Here is a 21735-nt window from a genome sequence, read left to right on the forward strand (position 1 = left end):
ACCTGAGGACAAGCGATAAGATTTCAGGCCTTGCTGACACGCCGTCATGACGCGGCGCAACATGCCATGGCCCAGCTGCCGCCCCTGACGACCCTGCTCGCCTTCGAGGCCGTGGCGCGGCGACGCAGCTTCGCGCTGGCGGCCGCCGAGCTCCATCTCACGGCCTCGGCCGTCAGCCACCAGATCGCCCGGCTCGAGGCCTTCCTGAGCGTGCGGCTGTTCGACCGCAGCACGCAGGGCGTGCAGCTGAGCACGGCGGGCGAGGGTTACCTGCGGCGCGTGGGCGGCGCGCTGGCCGCCATCGGCGCGGCCACCGACGACCTGCGCCAGGGCGGGCGCAACAGTCTCTACGTGCACGCCAGCCCGAGCTTCGCGAGCCTGTGGCTGATGCCCCGCCTGGCCGACTTCGCGCGCACGCGGCCGGACGTCTCGCTGTTCCTGTCGGTCTCGCACGTCCACAGCGACTTCGCGCTCGGGCAGGTCGACCTCGACATCCGCTACGGCATCCCGCAGTGGCCGGCGCTGGTGGTGCGCCCGCTGTTCGACGAGCGCATCCTGCCGCTGGCGAGCCCGGCCTTCGTCGCGCGCCACGCCATCGGCGAGGCCGCCGACCTGCTGGCCGCGCCCCTGATCCAGAGCACCATCGGCGTGCTGCAGTGGGGCGACTGGCTGGGCGCGCAGGGCGTGCGGCAGGCGCCGGAGCGCTTCGCGCTGCGCTTCGACCGCGCCCAGCTCGCGCTCGACGCCGCCGTGCAGGGCCTGGGCGTGGCGCTGGAGAGCAGCACCATCGCCGCCAGCCACCTCGCCGACGGCCGGCTGGTCCCGCTGTTCGATCCGGCCCGCGCGCTGACGATCCAGGGCCACTTCGTGGTCTATCCGCCCCGGCACGGCAAGCGGCCCGAGGTCGAGGCCTTCCTGGAATGGCTGCTCGACCAGGCCCGGGCCATGCCCGATCCGCTGGCCGGGCCGGCACCGCGACCGGCCCGGTGAAGCACCGGCGCCGGCGTTCCGATACGCCGCTGCACGTCCCGCATACCGCCTTGCGCCCGCCGTCGGCGAATTGCCTCGGAGCGTCGCCGGAGGGTGCGGATCGACGGGCTTTTCCGGCGGACGCTTGATACGATAGTGCTCCCCCGAAGCCGGGGCTGCCCGGCGGCACTCCCCAGAGAGCAGAGAGAGACCCCATGACCACCCACCCCACCGTCAGCCGCGTCACCGACCGCATCCGCGAGCGCAGCCGTCCCGGTCGCGAGAGCTACCTGCACCAGATCGCCGAGATGGCCCGGCGCGACCGCGGCTCCGACCGCATGGGCTGCGCCAACGTGGCGCATGCCGTGGCCGGCGTGCCGGCCAACGACAAGCTGCGCATCGTCGCCGAGCGCGCGCCCAACATCGGCATCGTCACGGCCTACAACGACATGCTCTCGGCCCACGTGCCCTACCAGGGCTATCCCGACATCCTCAAGCACGAGGCGCGCCGCCTGGGCGCCACGGCGCAGGTCGCCGGCGGCGTGCCGGCCATGTGCGACGGCGTGACGCAGGGCACGCCCGGCATGGAACTCAGCCTGTTCAGCCGCGACACCATCGCCATGGGCACGGCCGTGGCGCTCACGCACGACATGTTCGACGCCGCGCTGATGCTGGGCGTGTGCGACAAGATCGTGCCGGGCCTGCTGATCGGCGCGCTGCACTTCGGCCACCTGCCCACCGTGTTCGTGCCGGCCGGGCCGATGCCCTCGGGCCTGTCCAACAGCGCCAAGGCCAAGGTGCGCGAGCAGGCCGCGCAGGGCCTGGTCGGCCGCGAGGGCCTGATGGACGCCGAGATGGCCGCCTACCACGCGCCCGGCACCTGCACCTTCTACGGCACGGCCAACAGCAACCAGATGCTGCTCGAGGCGATGGGCCTGCACGTCCCCGGCGCCGCCTTCATCCAGCCCGGCGACTCGATGCGCGAGGCGCTCACGCGCGAGGCCGTGCGCACGGTGCTCGGCCGCGCTTCGGACGCCGACCCGTCCTTCCGCTGCCCGCCGATCGGCGAGGTGGTCGACGAGCGCTGCATCGTCAACGCCATGGTCGCGCTGCTGGCCACCGGCGGTTCGACCAACCACCTGATCCACTGGGTCGCCGTGGCCCGCGCGGCCGGCATCCTGATCGACTGGAACGACTTCTCCGACCTCTCCGACGTGGTGCCGCTGCTCACGCGGGTCTATCCCAACGGCAGCGCCGACGTCAACGCCTTCCAGAACGCGGGCGGTCCGGGCTTCGTCATCGGCGAACTCGTCGGCGCCGGCCTGATGCACGGCGACGTGCTGACCGTGCGCGCCGGCGGCATCGCCGAGTTCGCGAACGTGCCGGTGCTCGCCGCGGGCGGCGACGCCTCGGCCGAGCACGTGCTGACCTGGCACGGCGCCGCGCCGTCGAAGGACGAGGCCGTGGCGCGGCCGGTGTCGGCGCCCTTCAGCGCCAGCGGCGGGCTCAAGCTGCTCAAGGGCAACCTGGGGCGCAGCGTGATCAAGGTGTCCTCGGTGCCCGACGACCGCCACGTGGTCGAGGCGCCGGCGCGCGTGTTCGACTCGCAGGCGGCGCTGCAGAAGGCCTTCGCCGCCGGCGAACTCGACCGCGACGTGGTCTGCGTGGTGCGCTGGCAGGGTCCGCGCGCCAACGGCATGCCCGAGCTGCACAAGCTCACGCCGCCGCTGTCGGTGCTGCAGGGCAAGGGCTTCCGCGTGGCGCTGGTGACCGACGGGCGCATGAGCGGCGCCTCGGGCAAGGTGCCCGCGGCCATCCACGTCTCGCCCGAGGCCGCCGCCGGCGGCCCGCTGGCCAAGGTGCGCGACGGCGACCTCATCCGGCTCGATTCGATCGAAGGCACGCTGGCCGTGCTGATCCCCGAGGACGAATGGGTTGCCCGCGAGCACGCGGCCATGACCGACGCGCAGCGCTTCGCCGACGGCCGCGGCCTGGGCCGCGAGCTGTTCGCCGGCATGCGCCGCAACGCACTGACCGCCGAAGAGGGCGCCTGCACCTGGCTCTGAGCCCGCCCCCGCACGCACAACGAAACAACGACGGAGCAACGACATGACGAATCCTTTGACCGCCCTCGAGGTGATGCGCGACGCCCCGGTGATCCCGGTGATCGTGCTCAACGACGTGGCGCATGCCGTGCCGCTGGCGCGTGCGCTGGTGGCCGGCGGCATCCGCATGCTGGAGGTGACCCTGCGCACGCCGCAGGCGCTGCAGTGCATCGAGGCCATCGCCAGGGAAGTGCCCGAGGCCGTCGCCGGCGCGGGCACGATCCGCACGGCGGCCGACGCGCAGGCCTCGGCGCTGGCGGGCGCGAGGTTCGGCGTCAGCCCGGGCTACACCCGTTCGGTGGGCAAGGCCTGCCACGACCTGGGCCTGCCGCTGCTGCCCGGGGTGGCGACCGGCGGCGAGATCATGATGGCGCAGGAGGACGGCTACCAGCAGCTGAAGTTCTTCCCCGCCGTGCAGGCCGGCGGCCTGGCCATGCTCAAGGCGTGGCAGGGCCCGTTCGGCGACGTCACCTTCTGCCCGACCGGCGGCATCCACCTGGGCAACGCGCCGGAGTTCCTGGCGCTGTCGAACGTGGCCTGCGTGGGCGGCTCGTGGATCGTGCCGACCGACGCCATCCAGGCCGGCGACTGGGGCCGCATCGAGCAGCTGGCGCGCGACGCGTCTCAGCTCGCGCGCTGATCGGTCGGCATCCCTCATGGACCCCGCAGACACCGCCCGATCCGACTTCGACCCGGCCGGCATCGACGTCATCGCCTTCGACGTCTTCGGCACGGTGGTCGACTGGCACGGCGGCATCGCCGCCGAGGCCGAGCGCGCATTGCCGGGCATCGACGGCGGCGCCTTCGCATTGGCCTGGCGCGCCGGCTACCAGCCCGCCATGCGCGGCGTCATGGCGGCCCTCGCGGCGGGCGAGGGCGGCTTCGTGCGGCTCGACGACCTGCACCTGCGCATCCTCGACGGCGTGCTGCGCGACTTCGGCGCCGACGGGCGCCTCGACGACGCCGCGCGGCGCGACCTCAACCGCGCCTGGCACCGCCTGCCGGCCTGGCCGGACGCCGTCGCGGGACTGGCGCGCCTGAAGCGTCGCTACACGATCTGCCCGCTGTCCAACGGCAACATCGCCCTGCTCGCCGCCATGGCCAAGCGCGCCGGGCTGCCCTGGGACTGCGTGCTGTCGGCCGAGGTCTTCCAGGCCTACAAGCCCGACCCGCGCACCTACCTGGGCGTGGCCTCGGTGTTCGACGTCGCGCCGCGACGGGTGATGCTGGCCGCGGCCCACCACGACGACCTGGCCGCCGCGCGCGGCTGCGGCCTGCGCACGGCCTATATCGAGCGGCCGCGCGAGTTCGGCGCCGGGCGAATCAAGGACGTGTCGCCGCAGGCGGGCAACGACCTGCACGCGCGGGACATCGGGGTGCTGGCGGACCTGCTGGGTTGCTGACCACCGGGACCGGCCGCCGGTCGAGCGGCACCCGCGGCGTTCGCTCCGGCCGCTCGCGCATGGCACGTCCCGCCATCGTTCCTCATTCCTCGAAAGACCTCTCCATGCCCGACGACATCCTGAAATTCTGGTTCGACGAGATCACGCCCGCCCAATGGTGGAAGGTCGACCCGGCCTTCGACGCCACGATCGCGCGCCGCTTCGGCGCGCTGCACGCCGCGGCGGTGCGGGGCGAACTCTTCGGCTGGAGGAAGGATCCGGCAGGTCGGCTGGCCGAGGTGATCGTGCTCGACCAGTTCTCGCGCAACATCCATCGCGGCACGCCGGAGGCGTTCGCGGCCGACCCGATGGCGCTGGTCCTGGCACAGGAGGCCGTCGCGGCCGGTCACGACACGGCGCTGCCGCCGGAGCGCCGCGTCTTCCTGTACATGCCCTACATGCACAGCGAATCTCGGATCGTTCACAAGGAGGCGGAGCGCCTGTTCGCCGCGCTGGGCATCCAGGACAACCTGGACTTCGAGCGGCGCCACAAGGCGATCGTGGACCGCTTCGGGCGCTATCCGCATCGCAACGCGATCCTGGGGCGGACGTCGAGCGCGGAGGAACTGGCGTTCCTGGAGACGCCGGGGTCGAGCTTCTAGGCGCTTCGAGGAAGGAGAAGACTCAGCGCAGTCCGCCGCCGGCCGCGCCCTCGTCGCGCTGGATCAATTCGATCTTGTAGCCGTCCGGGTCCGTCACGAAGGCGATGACGGTGGTGCCGCCCTTGACCGGGCCGGGCTCGCGCGAGATCTCGCCGCCGGCGGCACGGATCTTCTCGCAGGCGGCGTAGATGTCGGGCATGCCCAGCGCGATGTGGCCGTAGGCGGTGCCGAGTTCGTAGGCGTCGGTGCCCCAGTTGTAGGTCAGCTCGATCTCGGCCTGGGCCGGGTTGCCCTCGAAGCCGACGAAGGCCAGGCTGTACTTGTACTCGGGGTTCTCGGAGGTGCGCAGCACCTTCATGCCGAGCACGCGGGTGTAGAAGTCGATCGAGCGCTGGAGGTCGCCGACGCGCAGCATGGTGTGGAGGAGTCTCATGGCGAAAGCCCGTGGGGCCGGGCGTGGAATGGTGGGCCGGGCATTGTCGGCGCAGCCGCCGCCCCGCCGCACGGCCTCCATCCATAGACCACACGCTCCATCCAACGCCGAGAAACAGACGGGAGGAGAGCCAAGGACACCGCGGAACCGGCTCCGCCGGGCCGCCGGTGTCGCCCCCTGGAAGGGGGTTGGCGCTGCTACGCGAAGCGAGCAAGCCTGGGGGTTGAGCCCAGGACACCGCGGAACCGGCTCCGCCGGGCCGCCGGTGTCGCCCCCTGGAAGGGGGTTGGCGAAGCGACACGCAGTGCGCGAAGACTGGGGGTCAGCCGAGTGACCTCATCTCCGCGATGAGATCGGCCTTGCCCTCGAAGCCGATGCCCGGCAGCGGCGGCAGCGTGACGTATCCGTCCTGCACCTTCACGCCGTCGGGGAAGCCGCCATAGGGCTGGAACAGGTCCGGATAGCTCTCGTTGCCGCCCAGCCCGAGGCCGGCCGCGATGGCCAGCGACATCTGGTGGCCGCCGTGCGGGATGCAGCGGGCGGGCGACCAGCCATGCTCCTTGAGCATGTCCAGCGTGCGCAGGTACTCGACCAGGCCGTAGCTCAGCGCGCAGTCGAACTGCAGCCAGTCGCGGTCGGGCCGCATGCCGCCGTGGCGGATCAGGTTGCGCGCGTCCTGCATGGAGAACAGGTTCTCGCCCGTGGCCATCGGGCCGGCATACACCTCGCCGAGCTTGGCCTGCAGTTCGTAGTCGAGCGGGTCGCCGGCCTCCTCGTACCAGAAGAGCGGGTACTGGGCCATGGCGCGGCCGTAGTCGATGGCGGTCTGCAGGTCGAAGCGGCCGTTGGCGTCGACGGCGAGCTGCTGGTCGGGGCCGAGGATCCTCAGCACCGACTCGATGCGCTCGCAGTCCTCGGCCAGCGAGGCGCCGCCGATCTTCATCTTGACCACCGAGTAGCCGCGCTCCAGGTAGCTGGTCATCTCGCGCTGCAGGCCCTCGACGCCCTTGCCGGGGTAGTAGTAGCCGCCGGCGGCGTAGACGAACACGCGCGGGTTCGGGGTGCCGGTGCCGTAGCGCTCGGCCAGCAGCTGGTAGAGGGGCTGGCCGGCGATCTTGGCGACGGCGTCCCAGACGGCCATGTCGATGGTGCCCACGGCCACCGAGCGCTCGCCGTGGCCGCCGGGCTTCTCGTTGATCATCATGCGCGCCCAGATCTTGTGGGGATCGAGGTTCTCGCCGGTCGCGTCGAGGAGCGACGCGGGCTCGGCCTCCAGCAGGCGCGGCAGGAAGCGCTCGCGGATCAGGCCGCCCTGGCCGTAGCGGCCGTTGGAATTGAAGCCGTAGCCGACGACGGGCCGGCCGTCGCGGATCACGTCGGTGACGACGGCCACGAGGCTCAGCGTCATCTTCGAGAAGTCGATGTAGGCGTTGCGGATGTCCGACTTGATCGGGCGGGTGGATTCGAGGATGTCGACGATTTTCATGGGCGGTCGGGGTCGGTGGTGGGTGGGCGGAAGAGGGAAGGGGTTCGTGATAATCCGCATGGAACGACGTCCGGCGACCGGACGACGCCCGCATCTTTTCCCGCCGGGCCGGCCGCCGTCCAATACTCCAATCGCATAGAACCATTCAGGCAAGGCGAACGCGCATGGGCCCCGGCAACCGTCCCCTCGACCTCGACTGGCTGGAAGACTTCCTGGCCCTGGCCGAGACCGGCAACTTCTCGCGCGCCGCGCAGGCCCGCGCCATCGCCCAGCCGGCCTTCAGCCGCCACATCCGCGCGCTGGAGGAGTGGGTCGGCGTCGACCTGTTCGACCGCAGCGCCCACCCGGCGACCCTGACGGCGGCCGGCCGGCGCTTCCACCCGCTGCTGCAGGCGACGCTCGCCGGGCTGCAGGCCGCGCGCGTCGAGGCCCGCGCCGCGCACGAACTGGCCGCCTCCAGCCTGAGCTTCGCGGCCACGCACGCGCTCTCGCTGACCTTCTTCCCGCGCTGGCTCGGCGGCCTCGAGGCCCAGCTGCGGCTCGGCCCGATCCAGACCCTGTCGGACAGCTCGCGCGCCTGCGAGGACCTGATGGCGCAGCGGCGCGTGCAGTTCGTGCTGTGCCACGGCCATCCGGACGTGCCCGGCCGGCTCGACGGCGGCCACTACCCGATGCGGCGCCTGAGCGACGACGTGCTGGTGCCGGTGGCCGCGCCCGGCGCCGACGGCATGCCGCTGCACCGGTTGGGCGACGCCACCGCGCCGCCGCCGATGCTGGCCTACGGCGAGGCCTCGGGGCTCGGCCGCATCGTCGGCGCCTGCCTGCGCGCGGCGCACGCGCGCGGCGACGCCGCCACCGGCATCGTCGACCCGGCGTCGCTGGCAGTCGTCTTCACCGCCCACCACGCCGTGCTGCTGCGCACCCTGGCGCTCGAAGGGCGCGGCGTGGCTTGGCTGCCGTCGAGCCTGATCGCCGAGGACCTGCGCGGCGGCATGCTGGTCGATGCCGGCGCGGGCGCGGGCCGGGTGCCGGTGGAGATCCGGCTCTACCGCCAGCCGACGCCGATGACGACCGCCGCCGAGGCGCTGTGGGCGCTGGTCGAAGGCGGCGGGAACGGCGCGACGGTCGCGCCGTCCTGACGCCGCCGCGCGGGACCGCCGGAGTTCAGCGTACCGAGAACGGCGCCTGGTAGGGGCGCCCGTTCGCGACGCCGCCGGTGATGGTCGCCACCGGCCGCAGGAACGCCCGGCCCTCGCGCCGGTTGTCGCGCGTGTCGACGAAGGCGACGGGACCCTCGACCAGGTCGAGGATCGACAGGTCCGCCGGCGCGCCGACCTGCAGCGTGCCCAGCTTCGGGATGCGCCCGATGACGCGGGCCGGCGCCACGGTGGCCATCGCCACCACCTCGGAGAGCGAGTAGCCCAGGTGCAGGAACTTGCTCATCACCCACGGCAGATAGGGCTGGCCGGGCGTGTTGGCGGAGAAGACGTGGACGTCCGAGGAAATGGTGTCGGGCGGCGCGCCCTGCGCGATCGCGGCCTCGGCCACCGTGTAGTCGAAGCTGCCGCCGCCGTGGCCGACGTCGAAGACCACGCCGCGCTGCTTGGCCGCCAGGGCCGCCGGCAGCAGGCGGCCGTCCTGGACGATGTTGGTGAACTCGCCCGCGAGGTTCGGCGCGCCCGAGTAGGCGTGCGTCAGGATGTCGCCGGGACGCAGCAGGTCGAGGATCTGCGACATCAGCGCGCGATCGGACACGCCGCCGATGTGCGCCATCACCCGCGCCGGCACGCCCGAGGCCCGGCAGGCCTGGATCGCGCGCCGCAGCGGCTCGGCGCCGTGGCGCGCGATGACGTTCTCGCTCATGCGCACCTTCACGCCCAGCACGATGTCGGCGTTCTCGGCGACGGCGCGCGCCGTCGCCTCCACCTGCGCGTAGTCGATGTTGTAGAGCTCGGGCACCGGAAAGCCCGCCAGACCGGCCACCGCGATGTGCACGAAGGCGAACTGGCGCGTGCGCCCGCCCGGCACCACGAAGCGCCGCCAGGCCGCGATGTTGTTGGCGCCCGCGTCGCCCGCCGACACGACGGTGGTCGTGCCCTGGTGCGCGATCAGCTCGTCGGCCGGGATGCCGATGGCCGAGCCGTAGGGGTAGGTGTGGGCGTGCAGGTCGATGAGACCCGGCGTGACCAGCTTGCCGCCGGCGTCCATCACCCGCGTCGCGCGCTCCGGGGCGATGCGGGCCTCGACCGCCTCGATGGCGCCGAAGCGGATGCCGATGTCGCGCCGGCCCCGCAGGTTCTGGCTCGGGTCGAGCACATCGGCGTTGCGCAGCAGCAGGTCGAACTTGTCGTCCGGACCCATCGCGGCGCGGGCCGGGGCGGGCAGCGCGCCGAGGGCGCCGAGGGCACCGGTCGCGGCCAGGGCGCCGCCGCCGGCCAGGAAGTCTCTTCTCGTGAACGGGCTCATGCTGCGCGGTCTCCTGCGGCGGTTGGGGTGGTGCGGAATGCGGGTCGGCCATTCGAGCGCGCGCCGGCCGATCCCGCAATGCGGGTCAACCCCCTCGGGCGGTGGCCGGTGGACCGCGCGGCGCCGCCGTCCGCGCGACGGGCCGTCTCAGCGATGCTCGACCGCGTCCCACCGCGCCAGCCGCCCGCCGTGCATCACGCCGACGTGGTCGGCCATGGCGCGGGCCTCGGCCTGGTTGTGGGTGACCAGCAGCGCGGTCTGGCCGGCCGCGCGCAGGATGGCGCGGACCTCGGCGGTCAGGCGCTCGCGCGTGTCGGCGTCGAGGTTGGAGAAGGGCTCGTCGAGCAGCAGCAGCGCGGGCGAGGGCGCCAGCGCGCGGGCCAGCGCGATGCGCTGCTGCTGGCCGCCGGAGAGTTCGTGCGGATGCCGCCCGCCCGCGTCGGGCAGCCCGACCAACGCCAGCAGCTCGGCCGTGCGCGCCGCCTGCGCCGCGCGCGGCAGCCGGCGCAGGCCGAAGGCGACGTTCTGCGCCGCGCTCAGGTGCGGGAACAGGGCGTACTCCTGGAACATCATGCCGACGCGGCGGCGCTCCGGCGGCACGTGGACCGCGGGCGAGGACAGCGTCCGATCGCCCAGGGCGATGCGGCCGGCGCGCACCGGCTCGAAGCCGGCGATGGCGCGCAGCACGGTCGTCTTGCCGCAGCCCGAGGGACCCAGCAGGCAGGCGATGCGCCCGGCGTCGAGCGCGAGCGAGAAGCCGTCGACGACGGCGTGCGATCCGCGCGCGCCGTCGTAGGCGATGCGCACGGATTCCAGGTGCAGGGCGGCGGTGCCCGGTGGCGTGGGCGTCATGGATGGAGAGGCAGGGGAAACGGGGAGGATGGATCGGCCGCTGTTCCCGGGGCGACGGGCGTGCCGGGGGACGCGGGCGTCGCGAACTGCGCGCGGGCGAGCAGCAGCACCGGCGCCAGCCCGGCGGCCACGATGGCCAGCGCGGCGATGGCGCCTTCCTCGTAGGTGCCGCGCGCGGCCTCGGCGTAGAGCCAGGTCGCCAGGGTGTCGAAGTTGGCCGGGCGCAGCAGCAGCGTGGCGGGCAGTTCCTTCATGGCGTCGACGAACACCAGCAGCGCGCTCGCCGCCAGGGCCGGCCGCAGCAGCGGCAGGTGGACGCGGCGCAGCGCGCCGCCGGCGTCCTCGCCCAGCAGGCGCGCGGCCTGCTCCAGCGACGGCGGGATGCGCGCCAGGCCCGCCTCGATGCCGCCCACGGGCATCGCCAGGAAGCGGATCGTGCAGGCCGCGACCAGCACCACGCCCGCGCCCATCAGCGGCAGGCCGGGCAGGCCCAGCCAGCCGGCCAGGCCGGCGTCGAAGGCCAGCGCGGGCGTGAGCAGGCCGATGGCCAGCACCGTGCCCGGCAGCGCGTAGCCGAGCGTCGCCGCGCGGGCCTGCCAGCGCGCCCGGCCGGGCGTCGAGCCGGTGCCGCGCGCGGTCCACGCCACCACCAGTCCGGCCGCCACCGCCACCGTCGTGACGCCCAGCGCCAGCGCGACCGTGTTGCCCAGGCTGGTCACCAGCCCCGGCGAGACGCCGCCGCCCTGGCGCAGGCGCTTCGTGGTCTCCCAGACCAGGTAGGCCGCCGGCGCGGCGAAGCCGACCAGCACCGGCAGCGCCGCCGCCGCCGTGGCCGCCCAGCCGGCCGCGCCGTGCAGGCGCCGGGGCTGGATGGCCCGCATGCGCTGCGCCGAGCCGAAGCGCTGGTGCCGCCGTCCGTGGCGCTCCAGCAGCACCAGCGCCGTCACCGCGAACAGCATCGCGCAGGCGATCTGCGCCGCGCCGGCCAGGTCCGAGCGCGTGATCCAGGTCGTGTAGACCGCCACCGTCAGGGTGTTGACGCCCAGGAATTCGGAGGCGCCGATGTCGTTGAGCGTCTCCAGCAGCGCCAGGCTCAGGCCGACGGCGATGGCCGGGCGCGCGAGCGGCAGCGCCACCCGCCAGAAGGCGCCCCAGCGGCTCGCGCCCAGGGTACGGGCGGCCTCCATCAGGTGCGCCGGCTGCGTCATGAACATGGCGCGCGTCGTCAGGTAGACGTACGGGTAGAGCACGCTGCCCAGCACGAGGACGGCGCCGCCCATCGAGCGCAGGTCGGGCAGGCGGAAGTCGCGCGGGCTGTCGTGGCCCAGCATCCAGCGCAGCGCGCCCTGCACCGGGCCGATGGGGTGGAGCAGGTCGAGGTAGGCGAAGGCGACGATGTAGGTCGGCATGGCCAGCGGCAGCAGCAGCGCCCAGTGCAGCACGCGCCGGCCGGGGAAGTCGCAGGTGCTCACCAGCCAGGCGCAGCCGACCCCGATCGCCAGCACCACGGCGCCCACGCCCGCGAGCAGCACGGCCGTGTTCCAGGCCGCGTCGGGCAGCACGTGGGCGAACAGGTGCGACCAGTGCGAGGCGTCGGCGCGCAGCGCCAGCACGGCGAGCGTCGCCACCGGCGCGAGCACGCCCAGCGCGATCAGGAGCGTGGCGGCCCGCCAGAGCGGGCCGGCCGCGCGCATCGCCACGGGCCTCAACGGTCGAAGCCGACCTTGTCGACCAGCACGCTGGCCTGCTTGCGGTGCTTGGCGATCTCGGCGAGCGGCAGGGCGTCGACCTTCAGCTCGCCGATGGCCTGGCCGATGATGGGATCGAGCGCGACGCCCTTGCGCACCGGGTACTCGTAGTTGGCCTGGGCATAGAGCTCCTGCGCCGGCGCCGAGACCAGGAATTCGAGCAGCTTCACCGCGTTGGCGCGCTGCGGCGCGTTCTTCGCCACCGCCGCGCCGCTGATGTTGACGTGCGTGCCGCCGCCGTTGGCGAAGGTCGGTCGCACCACCTGGATGGCGTCGCCCCAGCGGCGCGCGTCGGTGCCTTCCTTGGACGCCTTCATCTGGCCGACGTAGTAGGAGTTGGCCAGGCCGACGTCGCAGATGCCGCCGAGGATGTCGCGCGCCACGTCGCGGTCGCCGCCGGTCGCCTTGCGCGCCAGGTTGGCCTTGACGCCGCGCAGCCACTGCTCGGTCTTCGCCTCGCCGTCGTGCGCGATGAGCGCGGCGACCAGCGCGGTGTTGTAGGGATGCTGGCCGGCGCGGATGCAGACCTTGCCCTTCCACTTCGGGTCGGCGAGGTCCTCGTAGCGCACGGCGCCGAGCTTCAGGGCCTTGTCGGCGTAGAGCACGCGGGCGCGCATCGACAGGGCGAACCACTGGCCGTCGGCGCCGCGCAGGTTGGCCGGCACGGCCGACGCCAGCGCGGCGGATGTCACCGGCTGCGTCACGCCGCCCTCGACCAGGTCGAGCAGGTTGCCCACGTCCACCGTCATCAGCACGTCGGCCGGCGAGCGCGCGCCCTCGGCCCTGACGCGCTCGAGCAGGCCATCCTTCACGAACACCGTGTTCACCTGCACCTTCGTCGTCGCCGTGAAGGCCGCGAGCAGCGGCTGGATCAGGCCCGGCTCGCGCGTGGTGTAGAGCGTGAGCTCGTCGGCCGCCTGCGCGGCCGTCGCGGCCGACAGCGCGGCGACGGCGATGCCGACGGAGGTGGCGAGGCGGGTGAGGGCGCGCGTTGTGCGGCCGGTCGCGCGAGGGCGGTCGGTCATGGGAAAGATCCTCCGGGGTGTTGTGATCGAAACGATGCGGATCGGCCAAGCCGATGAGAATCATTATCAACGGGGGTCGGGCGACCGCGATGGATTGCCCTTGCGGTCGGGCCAGCCATTGACGCGAGTTCGATCGTTCCCCGGCTTGCGCCGCTCTGACGCGCTGTTCGAGCCGGTCGCTCGGCGATCAGGCATGGCGATGCAGGCGCGTGATTTCCAAGTGAAACCCAGGAACGGGAAAAGACTTGGAAACTCGCCTCACGGCCGCCGCAGCTCGAACACCAGGCAGGTGGTCGTCGCGTGCGCGTACAGCGTGCCGTCGGCGCCGACCACCCGCGCCTCGGCGGTGGCCAGCTGCTTGCCGCAGTGGATCACCCGGCCCTCGGCGCGCACACGCGCCACGCGGGGCGTCACGGCCTTGACGTAGTTCACGCCCAGCTCCGCCGTCGTGTAGCCGCGCCCGGCCGGCAGCCGGGTGTGGATCGAACAGCCCAGGGCCGAGTCGAGCAGGGTCGCGATCCAGCCGCCGTGGACGGTGCCCAGCGGGTTGAGGTGCCGCTCCAGCGGCGTGCCCTGGAACACGGCGCGGCCGTCGGCCACTTCCATGATGGTGAAGTCGAGCGTGCGGGCGATGGCGGCGTAGGGCAGGGTGCCCTCAAGCATGGCGCGCATGACGTCGAGGCCGCTCCGGCCGGCGATGTCCTCGGGCCGCGCGAGGCCCGGGCCGGGGCCGGCATCGAGTCGCGCGACCACCTCGCGCTCCTCGGCCAGCCAGCGTTCCAGGGTGCGGGCGCCACCGTCGTCGTCGGTCCTCTCATCGGTCATGCTGGAAGTCTCCATTGAATTGCATATGCAACGATTGTAGATACAATGAGCCGCATGGCCATCACCCGAGAGACACCTCCCGCCGCTGCGCCGGCCGCGCCCGCACCGGCCCCCGACGCCACCGCCGTTCCCTCTCAGCCGCAGGGCTGCACCAGCTTCAAGGTGCGCCAGTTCATGCGCCGCGTCTCGCAGCACTACGACACCGAGCTCGCGCACAGCGGCCTGAAGACGACGCAGTACTCGCTCCTGTCGCACGTGCTCAAGCTCGGTCCGCTGCGTCCGGTCGACCTGGCCGCGGCGATGAAGATGACCGCCTCCACGCTCAGCCGCAACCTGCAGCCGCTGATCGCCGCCGGCTGGCTGAGCCTGGTGGCCGGCGACGACGCGCGCAGCCGCCTCGTGCAGATCACGCCGGAGGGCATCGCCAAGCGGCGCGAGGGCCAGAAGCACTGGAAGGCCGCGCAGGAGCGGCTCAACGCGCAGCTCGGCCTGGAGCGCGTGCTCGCGCTGCACGCGCTGATCGACGATTCGATGCAGCTGCTGGGCGGCGACGCGCCGGCGGCCGACGACTGAACGAGGAGCCCACCGCATGACCGCCATCCCCACCCCGACCCGCGCGAACGCCGGCACCGGCGCTCCCGCCATCGACCCGCGCACCCGGCGCCTGCTGGAGGCGCCGATCGTGCCGACGCTGCTGCGGCTGGCCGCGCCCAACGTGCTGGTGATGGTCGCGCAGGCGGCCGTCGGCCTGGTGGAGACCTACTTTGTCGGCAGGCTGGGCACCGACGCGCTCGCCGGCATGGCGCTGGTGTTCCCGATCGTGATGCTCATGCAGATGACCTCGGCCGGCGCGATGGGCGGCGGCATCGCCTCGGCCATCGCGCGGGCGCTGGGCGCGGGGCGGCGCGACACCGCCGACGCGCTGGTGGTGCACGCGCTGGTCATCGCGTTGGGTTTCGGCCTCGCCTTCACGGCGGCGCTGCTCCTGGGCGGGCGCTGGCTCTACGCGCTGATGGGCGGCGACGGCGCCGCGCTGGAGGCCGCGCTGACCTACTCGCACTGGGTCTTCGCCGGCGCGGTGCTGGTGTGGCTGTTCAACGCGCTGGCGGCGGTGATCCGCGGCACCGGCAACATGGCCGTGCCGGCCAACGTCACGGTGGCCGGCGTGGTGCTGCTGGTGCCGCTGTCGCCCTTGCTGATCTTCGGCTGGGGGCCGCTGCCGGGACTGGGCATCGCGGGCGGGGCGCTGGCCCTGCTGATCTACTACCTCGGCGGCACGCTGGCACTGGCGGCCTACCTGCGCTCGCCGCGCAGCCTGCTGCGGCTGGCGGTCGCGGGCGTGCGGCTGCGTTGGGCGCTGTTCCGCGACATCCTGCGCGTCGGGCTGATCGGCGCCGTCTCGACGGTGGCGACCAACCTGTCGATCGGCATCGCGACGGCGCTGTCGGGGCATTTCGGCGCCGGGGCCATCGCCGGCTACGGCACGGCGTCGCGGCTGGAATACCTGCTGGTGCCGCTGGTCTTCGGCCTGGGCGCGCCGCTGGTGGCGATGGTGGGCACCTGCATCGGTGCCGGCCAGCGCGAGCGGGCCCTGCGCGCGGCCTGGACCGGCGCCGGTCTCGCCTTCGTCATGACCGAGGCCATCGGCATCGCGGCGGCGCTATTCCCACGGCCCTGGCTGCTGCTGTTCGGCAGCGACCCGGCGATGCTGGAGACCGGATCGCAGTACCTGCGCGCGGTCGGCCCGTTCTACGGCTTCTTCGGCGTCGGCCTGGTGCTGTACTTCGCCTCGCAGGGCGCGGGCCGGCTGCTGTGGCCGGTGCTGGGCAACCTGGCGCGGCTGGCGGTGGCGGGCCTCGGCGGCTGGTTGGCGCTGCGCTGGAGCGGCGAGCTGGTGCACGTCTTCGTCGCGCAGGGCGCGGCGCTGGTGGTGTACGGCGTGGTCATCGCGTCGGCCATCGCCGGTGGGGCGTGGTTCGGGCGCGTGGGCTGGCCGCGCACGCCGACCGGGCTGCTGCGGCGGCTGCGGCCGGCGGGGTCCTGAGCGCGTCGGCCGCGCTCAGGTGGACGGCGCCGTCGGCGCCGGCAGCAGGCGCCGCAGCGCCTCGAAGAACAGGTCCGACTGTTCGCGCTCCCCCTGCACCTGCGCCGCCACGCGCGCGGCCAGCGCGGCATCGACCGGCGCCAGCGGCCGGCCGGTGGACTGCGCGATGACCTGGTGCAGGCAGGCGCGTTCCAGGTAGTAGAGGTCGTCGTAGGCATGGGCCAGCGTCGCGCCGGCCACCAGCACGCCGTGGTTGGCCAGGAAGGCCACGTCCTTGCCGGCCATGGCGCGGGCGATGCGTTCGCCCTCGGCGTCGTCGAGCGCCAGGCCGTTGTAGGTGTCGTCGATGGCGATGCGGCCCATGTAGCGCATCGCGTTCTGGCTCAGCGTGGGATCGAGCGCGCGGTCGGCGGTGAGCGTGAGCGCGGTGGCGTAGGGCGCGTGCACGTGCAGCACCACCGCGTGGCCGGCGATGCGGTGCACCGCGCCGTGGATGAAGAGGGCGGTCGGCTCCACGCGGTGGCGGCCGGCCAGCACCTCGCCGCGCACGTCGATCAGCACGATGTCGTCGGCGCCGATCTCGCTCCAGTGCAGGCCGCGCGGGTTGATGAGGTAGCGCTCGACGTCGCCGGGCACCGCCACGCTGAAATGGTTGCACACGCCCTCGGACAGACCGTGGTGCGCCGCCGCGCGCAAGGCCAGCGCGAGGTCCTCGCGCAGTCGGCGGACGGCGGGGCTCGCGTACCGGGCGGCGGCGTCGGTGCTGTCGGTCGCGATCTCGGTCGTGGTCGCGATGTTCGGTATGGTCATGTCCATGCGCGTGCTCCTCAGGCGCGCGCGGCGCCGTGCCAGGCGGCGACGAAGGCGCGCGCGTCCTCGGCCACGGCCTCGGCGCTCTTGCCGGGCTTGTAGAGCGCCGAGCCGATGCCGAAGCCGGTGGCGCCGGCGGCCCGCCAGGCGTCCATGTTCTGCGGCGCGATGCCGCCGACGGGCATCAGCGGCGTGCCCCGGGGCAGCACCGCCAGCCAGGCCTTGACAACGGCGGGCGAGGCGGCCTCGGCCGGGAACAGCTTCAGGCCGCTCGCGCCGGCCGCCAGCGCGCCGAAGGCCTCGCTCGGCGTCGCCACGCCCGGCAGGCTCACCAGGCCCAGGCGCTTCGTCTCGGCGACGACGGCGGCGTCGAAGTTGGGCGAGACGATCAGTTCGCCGCCGGCGTCGCGCACCTCGTTCACCTGCCGCGCGGTCAACACCGTGCCGGCGCCCACCAGCGCACCCGCGCAGCGCGCGCGCAGCAGGGCGATGCTCGCGAGCGGATCGGGCGAATTGAGCGGCACCTCCAGCAGCCGGAAGCCGGCCTCGACCAGCGCGTCGCCGATGGCGGGCGCCTCGGCCGGCGTCAGGCCGCGCAGGATCGCAACCAGCGGGAGCTGCCGCAGCGCGGCTTCGAAGGTGTCGTGGGGGGTGGACGTCATGTCGGTCTCGTTGGATGCGGTGTTGGGGTCGTGGCGGATGAGGAGGTGCCCGGAAGGGCGGTGTCGCAGGGCGTCTCAGGCTCCGGCGGACGCGGCCATGCCGTGCAGGGCGTGAAGGCCGGCCCAGGTCGCCTCGGCGCCCAGCGCGCGGCTCGCGACGCCGTTCGCGCCCAGCGCCAGCGCATAGCGCCGCGTCAGCGCCGGCGAGCCGATCAGCACGACCTCGGCGTCGGCGTCGAGCGCCTGCGTGCGCAGTTCCTCGCCGATCAGCAGGCCCGAGAGGTAGCTCGCCAGCGGCGCCGCGCCCATGCGGTCGAACAGCGCCAGCGTGCGGGCGCCGAAGGCGTTGTGCAGCAGCCCGTGGCCGTCGCCCGCGCGCGCCACGCCCTGCCCGAAGGCGGCCTCGTCGAGCGGCGCGGCGGCGTCGAGCGTGCGCGCCAGGATCGACTGCATGGCGAGCAGGGCGTAGAACTCGCCCGTCATGAAGGTGCGGAAGCCCGCGACGCGGCCGTCGGCCACGCGCACCCACTTGTTGTGCGTGCCGGGCAGGACGAAGACGCCGTCGCGCCGGCCGGTGAGCGCCATGGCGCCGAAGAGCTGCACCTCCTCGCCGCGCATGACGTCGGGCACGCCGTCGTTCTCGACGCTCAGGCCCGGCACCATCGCGATGCGGCCGGGCTCGACCGGCACCACGTGCGCCGCGACGTCGGCCAGGCTCGCCGGGCACGCGCAGTAGGGCGCCTCGATCCAGCCCTGCCGGCTGCCCGCCATGCCCGAGATCAGGCAGCGCGTGTCCGGCGCGGCGCGCATCCAGTCGCCGAACAGTTCCTCGAACAGCGCCTGGAAACCGCCGGCGTCCACCGTGAGGATGCCGCGCGGCGCGGCGCGCTCCTCGATGATGCGTCCGCCGTCGTCCAGCAGCGCGCCGCGCAGCGAACTCGTGCCCCAATCGACCGCGACCAGTGTCATGTCAGGAAATGTCCTCGTGGAGATGTCTGCAAGGGGGGTGCGGCCGGGTCCGGCGGGATGCGCCGGCGGCAGGGTTTGTGCTGCCGGAAGCCGATTTCAATGGTCATATGATAAGTGGACGAACCCCCGGCGTGCCGGGGGTTTTTGCCGCCGGCGGGGCGCCCGGGCCCCGAGTCCCGGTGCTCGCCGCCCGCGCCTTCCTCCGATCCACCGCACTCCCGACCATGCCCATGACCGATCCGTCGAATCCATCGAACGCCCACCGCCGTCGCCTGCTCCAGGGCCTGGGGGTGGCGATGCTGCCGCTGTCCCTGGCGGCGCGCGCGCAATCGTCCGGCTATCCCAACAAGCCCATCGAACTGGTCGTGCCGGCCTCGGCCGGCGGCGGCACCGACGCCCTGGCGCGCGCCTTCGCCGAGATCGTGAAGAAGCACCTGCCGCAGCCGCTGATCGTCAACGACAAGCCTGGCGCCAGTGGCGTGGTCGGCATGAGCGACGTCCTCAACGGCAAGCCCGACGGCTACAAGGTCAGCGTCGTCATCGCCGAGCTGGTGATCCTGCCGCACCTGAACCTCTCCAAGTTCACCTACGCCGACTTCCAGCCGGTCGCGCGGCTCAACGCCGATCCGGCCGCCATCACCGTGCGCGCCGAGGCGCCCTGGAACACGATCGAGGAGTTCCTCGCCGCCGCCAAGGCCAAGCCCGACGAGGTCCGCGTGGGCAACTCCGGCAACGGCTCGATCTGGCACCTGGCCGCCGCCGCGCTGGAGGACCGCGCCGGGGTCAAGTTCAACCACGTGCCCTACCAGGGCGCGGCGCCGGGTGTGGTGGCATTGCTGGGCGGCCACATCGACGCGGTGGCCGTGAGTCCCGGCGAGGTCGCCGCCCACGTGCAGGGGGGCAAGCTGAAGATGCTCGCCGTCATGGCCGACCAGCGCCTGAAGGCCTTCGACAAGGTGCCTACGCTCAAGGAGCGCAAGGTCGACCTGTCGATCGGTACCTGGCGCGGCCTGGCCGTGCACAAGTCCACGCCCTCCGACATCGTCGACGTGCTGCGCGCGGCCACGCGCAAGGCCGCGGCCGACCCGGCGCTGCCCGAGGCGCTGGAAAAGCTCAACCTCGGCTTCTCCTACCTCGACGCGCCGGAGTTCGGCGCGGCCATGAAGCGCGACCACGAATTCTTCAAGGAGCTGGTGCCCAAGCTCGGCATCCGGTCGTAGGACGCGAGCGCCGTCCCCGCGCGTCGGTTGGCCGGACGGGCAAGTTCGGGGGCCGGGTGATCGTCAGGCGCCGCGCGAGCCTTCGTGCGCCCATGGACCGTCGCCGTCGTGCCGACGACGGCGCCATGGAAAAAGGCGCCGAAGCGCCTTTTTCCATGAATACGGGCGACGGGAGGAGACCCGTCCCGGATCAGCCGTACGACCGGCCGCCACCGCCCGAGCGGTTGCCGCCACCACCGTAGCCGCCACCGCCACCCGAACGGCCACCGCCGCCGGAGCGGTTGCCGCCGTAGCCGCCACCACCGCCGCCGCCACGGCGACCGCGACCGCCGCCGAAGGCGTCGACGCTGGTGCGCAGCGGATCGGGCTGGCCCTCGCCACCGGCGACCGCTTCGGCGCGCAGGTGCGCGACCTGGTTGGCCTGCGTCGGGCTGTGGCTGTTGCCGTGATGGCGCGGCTGGCGCTCGTCGTGCGGCACGCCGGCGTAGGGCGCGGCGTGGTGCGGTTGCGGTGCACGCGCCGGGCTCGGCGCGCCGCGATAGCCCATGCCGCCGCCCTGCGGTCCGCGGGCGCCCTGGCCGCGCGGGCCCTGGCCGCCACCGCCGTTGCCGCCGCCATTGCGGGCACCCTGCGGTGCCGGGCCGCGACGCTGGCCACCGCCGTTGCCGCCGCCGTTGTTGCCACCCTGGCCGCCACCGGCGCGATCGCCCTGGCCGGCCTTGTTGTCGCGGATGCGCTGGAGCATCTCGGTGCGGGCGGCCTTGGCGGCGGCCTGCATCACGTCGCGGCTCGGCGGGCGGCCGGCGCCGCCCCAGATCGTCTGGCGACCCATGGCGATGGGCTCGGCGCGCTCGTCGTCCTCGGGGCCAAAGCCCTCGACGATCTTCACCGGGATCTGCTGCTTGGTGAAGCGCTCGATCTCCTGCATGAAGCCTTCCTCGTCCAGGCAGACCAGGCTCACGGCCTCGCCGCTGTTGCCCGCGCGGCCGGTGCGGCCGATGCGGTGGACGTAGTCCTCGCTGACGTTGGGGATCTCGTAGTTCACGACGTGCGGCAGCTCGTCGATGTCGATGCCGCGCGCGGCGATGTCGGTGGCCACGAGGGCGCGGATGTCGCCGCTCTTGAAGCCGGCCAGCGCCTGGGTGCGCGCGCTCTGGCTCTTGTTGCCGTGCAGCGCCATCGCCTCGATGCCGTTCTTGGTCAGGAACTCGGCGACGTTGTTGGCGCCGAACTTGGTGCGCGTGAACACCAGCACCTGGCTCCAGTTGTGCTCGTTGATGATGTGCGCGAGCAGCGCCTTCTTCTTGCCGCGGCCCACCGGGTGGATCACCTGCGTGATGCGCTGGACGGTGGTGTTGCGCGGCGTCACCTGGATGCTCTGCGGATTCTTCAGCAGGTTGGCGGCCAGGTCGCGGATCTCGTCGCTGAAGGTGGCCGAGAACAGCAGGCTCTGCTTGTCGCGCGGCACCAGGGCGAGGATCTTCTTCACGTCGTGGATGAAGCCCATGTCGAGCATGCGGTCGGCCTCGTCGAGGACCAGCATCTGCACCTGGGAGAGGTCGAGCATGCCCTGCTGCTGCAGGTCGAGCAGGCGGCCGGGCGTGGCCACCAGGATGTCGACGCCGCTCTTGAGCTTGCTGATCTGCGGGTTCATGCCGACGCCGCCGAAGATCACGCTGGACGTGAGTTCGAGGTATTTGCCGTAGGTGCGGACCGATTCCTCGACCTGCGCGGCGAGTTCGCGCGTGGGGGTCAGCACCAGGGCGCGGATGCCGATGCCGCCGAACTTGTTGCGCGCGCGCTCGCCGGTGGAGAGCTTCTGCAGCAGGGGCAGCGTGAAGGCCGCGGTCTTGCCGGTGCCCGTCTGCGCGCCGCCGAGCAGGTCGTGGCCGTCGAGCACCACGGGGATGGCCTGGGCCTGGATGGGGGTGGGGGTGTCGTAGCCATGTTCGAGCACGGCTTTGAGAATGGCCGGGGCCAGATTCAGTTCTGCGAAAGTCATTGGAAGCAATGGCGCCTTGCATGGCGCGGTGGCATCAGCCCGCCGTGGTGCTCTTTTGATTGGGAGCGACCCGGC

20 protein-coding genes are annotated in these 21735 nt (G+C 72.9%); 9 read left to right on the top strand and 11 right to left on the bottom strand.

Annotated features, from left to right (window positions below; all coding sequences use genetic code 11):
- Positions 1 to 66 precede the first annotated feature (66 nt).
- The 5 genes from ABID77_RS01605 to ABID77_RS01625 all read left to right on the top strand — a co-directional run bounded on the left by ABID77_RS01605 (position 67) and on the right by ABID77_RS01625 (position 5118).
- Positions 67 to 990: a LysR substrate-binding domain-containing protein gene (locus ABID77_RS01605; RefSeq protein WP_429589879.1), complete on the top strand. Its 924-nt coding sequence runs from the start codon at positions 67 to 69 to the stop codon at positions 988 to 990.
- Positions 991 to 1184: 194 nt separating this feature from the next.
- A complete protein-coding gene (gene edd, locus ABID77_RS01610) occupies positions 1185 to 3035 on the top strand; it encodes a phosphogluconate dehydratase (protein WP_429589882.1) in 1851 nt (616 codons plus the stop codon).
- A gap of 43 nt (positions 3036 to 3078) precedes the next feature.
- Positions 3079 to 3714, top strand: a complete 636-nt coding sequence (eda, locus tag ABID77_RS01615; RefSeq protein WP_429589885.1) for a bifunctional 4-hydroxy-2-oxoglutarate aldolase/2-dehydro-3-deoxy-phosphogluconate aldolase — start codon at positions 3079 to 3081, stop codon at positions 3712 to 3714.
- Positions 3715 to 3730: 16 nt separating this feature from the next.
- Positions 3731 to 4477 (top strand): haloacid dehalogenase type II, encoded by a 747-nt coding sequence (locus ABID77_RS01620; protein ID WP_429589888.1) that lies wholly within the window; start codon positions 3731 to 3733, stop codon positions 4475 to 4477.
- Positions 4478 to 4581: 104 nt separating this feature from the next.
- Positions 4582 to 5118, top strand: coding sequence for a DUF924 family protein (locus tag ABID77_RS01625; protein ID WP_429589891.1), 537 nt, complete (start codon positions 4582 to 4584; stop codon positions 5116 to 5118).
- A gap of 22 nt (positions 5119 to 5140) precedes the next feature.
- On the opposite strand, the gene gloA is transcribed toward ABID77_RS01625, so the two are convergent.
- Both gloA and ABID77_RS01635 read right to left on the bottom strand, forming a co-directional pair.
- Positions 5141 to 5551: a lactoylglutathione lyase gene (gene gloA / locus ABID77_RS01630; protein WP_429589894.1), complete on the bottom strand. Its 411-nt coding sequence runs from the start codon at positions 5549 to 5551 to the stop codon at positions 5141 to 5143.
- A gap of 322 nt (positions 5552 to 5873) precedes the next feature.
- The gene (locus ABID77_RS01635; RefSeq protein WP_429589897.1) at positions 5874 to 7037 is read right to left on the bottom strand and encodes a mandelate racemase/muconate lactonizing enzyme family protein; all 1164 of its coding nucleotides are present in this window, start codon (positions 7035 to 7037) and stop codon (positions 5874 to 5876) included.
- 164 nt (positions 7038 to 7201) lie between these two features.
- Here ABID77_RS01635 and ABID77_RS01640 point away from each other — a divergent pair, with 164 nt between their 5' ends.
- Positions 7202 to 8176, top strand: a complete 975-nt coding sequence (locus ABID77_RS01640) for a LysR family transcriptional regulator (protein WP_429589900.1) — start codon at positions 7202 to 7204, stop codon at positions 8174 to 8176.
- 25 nt (positions 8177 to 8201) lie between these two features.
- On the opposite strand, the gene ABID77_RS01645 is transcribed toward ABID77_RS01640, so the two are convergent.
- The 5 genes from ABID77_RS01645 to ABID77_RS01665 form a co-directional block, all read right to left on the bottom strand.
- Positions 8202 to 9503, bottom strand: a complete 1302-nt coding sequence (locus ABID77_RS01645) for an amidohydrolase family protein (RefSeq protein WP_429589903.1) — start codon at positions 9501 to 9503, stop codon at positions 8202 to 8204.
- 147 nt (positions 9504 to 9650) lie between these two features.
- Complete coding sequence (locus tag ABID77_RS01650) at positions 9651 to 10355, bottom strand: ABC transporter ATP-binding protein (RefSeq protein ID WP_429589906.1); 705 nt, start codon at positions 10353 to 10355, stop codon at positions 9651 to 9653.
- Positions 10352 to 12049 carry an ABC transporter permease gene (locus tag ABID77_RS01655; RefSeq protein ID WP_429593224.1) on the bottom strand — a complete coding sequence of 566 codons (1698 nt, stop codon included), beginning with the start codon at positions 12047 to 12049 and terminating at the stop codon, positions 10352 to 10354. Before ABID77_RS01655 ends, ABID77_RS01650 begins: the two co-directional genes overlap by 4 nt.
- Before the next feature lie 11 nt (positions 12050 to 12060).
- Positions 12061 to 13128, bottom strand: coding sequence for a Fe(3+) ABC transporter substrate-binding protein (locus tag ABID77_RS01660; RefSeq protein ID WP_429589909.1), 1068 nt, complete (start codon positions 13126 to 13128; stop codon positions 12061 to 12063).
- 258 nt (positions 13129 to 13386) lie between these two features.
- Positions 13387 to 13953, bottom strand: a complete 567-nt coding sequence (locus ABID77_RS01665; RefSeq protein ID WP_429589912.1) for a PaaI family thioesterase — start codon at positions 13951 to 13953, stop codon at positions 13387 to 13389.
- 174 nt (positions 13954 to 14127) lie between these two features.
- Between ABID77_RS01665 and ABID77_RS01670 the strand changes: the two genes are divergently transcribed.
- Both ABID77_RS01670 and ABID77_RS01675 read left to right on the top strand, forming a co-directional pair.
- On the top strand, positions 14128 to 14526 hold the full coding sequence (locus tag ABID77_RS01670; protein WP_429593227.1) for a MarR family winged helix-turn-helix transcriptional regulator: 399 nt from the start codon (positions 14128 to 14130) through the stop codon (positions 14524 to 14526).
- A 16-nt stretch (positions 14527 to 14542) separates the two neighbouring features.
- Positions 14543 to 15997: an MATE family efflux transporter gene (locus tag ABID77_RS01675; protein WP_429589915.1), complete on the top strand. Its 1455-nt coding sequence runs from the start codon at positions 14543 to 14545 to the stop codon at positions 15995 to 15997.
- A gap of 15 nt (positions 15998 to 16012) precedes the next feature.
- On the opposite strand, the gene ABID77_RS01680 is transcribed toward ABID77_RS01675, so the two are convergent.
- The 3 genes from ABID77_RS01680 to ABID77_RS01690 all read right to left on the bottom strand — a co-directional run bounded on the left by ABID77_RS01680 (position 16013) and on the right by ABID77_RS01690 (position 18438).
- The gene (locus ABID77_RS01680; RefSeq protein WP_429593230.1) at positions 16013 to 16807 is read right to left on the bottom strand and encodes an aldolase; all 795 of its coding nucleotides are present in this window, start codon (positions 16805 to 16807) and stop codon (positions 16013 to 16015) included.
- A 17-nt stretch (positions 16808 to 16824) separates the two neighbouring features.
- On the bottom strand, positions 16825 to 17469 hold the full coding sequence (locus ABID77_RS01685) for a 2-dehydro-3-deoxy-6-phosphogalactonate aldolase (protein WP_429589918.1): 645 nt from the start codon (positions 17467 to 17469) through the stop codon (positions 16825 to 16827).
- Positions 17470 to 17544: 75 nt separating this feature from the next.
- Entirely contained in the window at positions 17545 to 18438 is an 894-nt protein-coding gene (locus ABID77_RS01690; RefSeq protein ID WP_429589921.1) for a 2-dehydro-3-deoxygalactonokinase, read from the bottom strand.
- 230 nt (positions 18439 to 18668) lie between these two features.
- On the opposite strand from ABID77_RS01690, the gene ABID77_RS01695 reads away from it, so the two are divergent.
- Positions 18669 to 19658, top strand: coding sequence for a Bug family tripartite tricarboxylate transporter substrate binding protein (locus ABID77_RS01695; RefSeq protein ID WP_429589924.1), 990 nt, complete (start codon positions 18669 to 18671; stop codon positions 19656 to 19658).
- Positions 19659 to 19848: 190 nt separating this feature from the next.
- Here ABID77_RS01695 and ABID77_RS01700 read toward each other — a convergent pair whose 3' ends face one another.
- A complete protein-coding gene (locus ABID77_RS01700; RefSeq protein ID WP_429589927.1) occupies positions 19849 to 21660 on the bottom strand; it encodes a DEAD/DEAH box helicase in 1812 nt (603 codons plus the stop codon).
- Positions 21661 to 21735: the final 75 nt, after the last annotated feature.

The organism is Variovorax sp. PvP013, from assembly GCF_050435945.1.
GTDB lineage: Bacteria > Pseudomonadota > Gammaproteobacteria > Burkholderiales > Burkholderiaceae_C > Variovorax.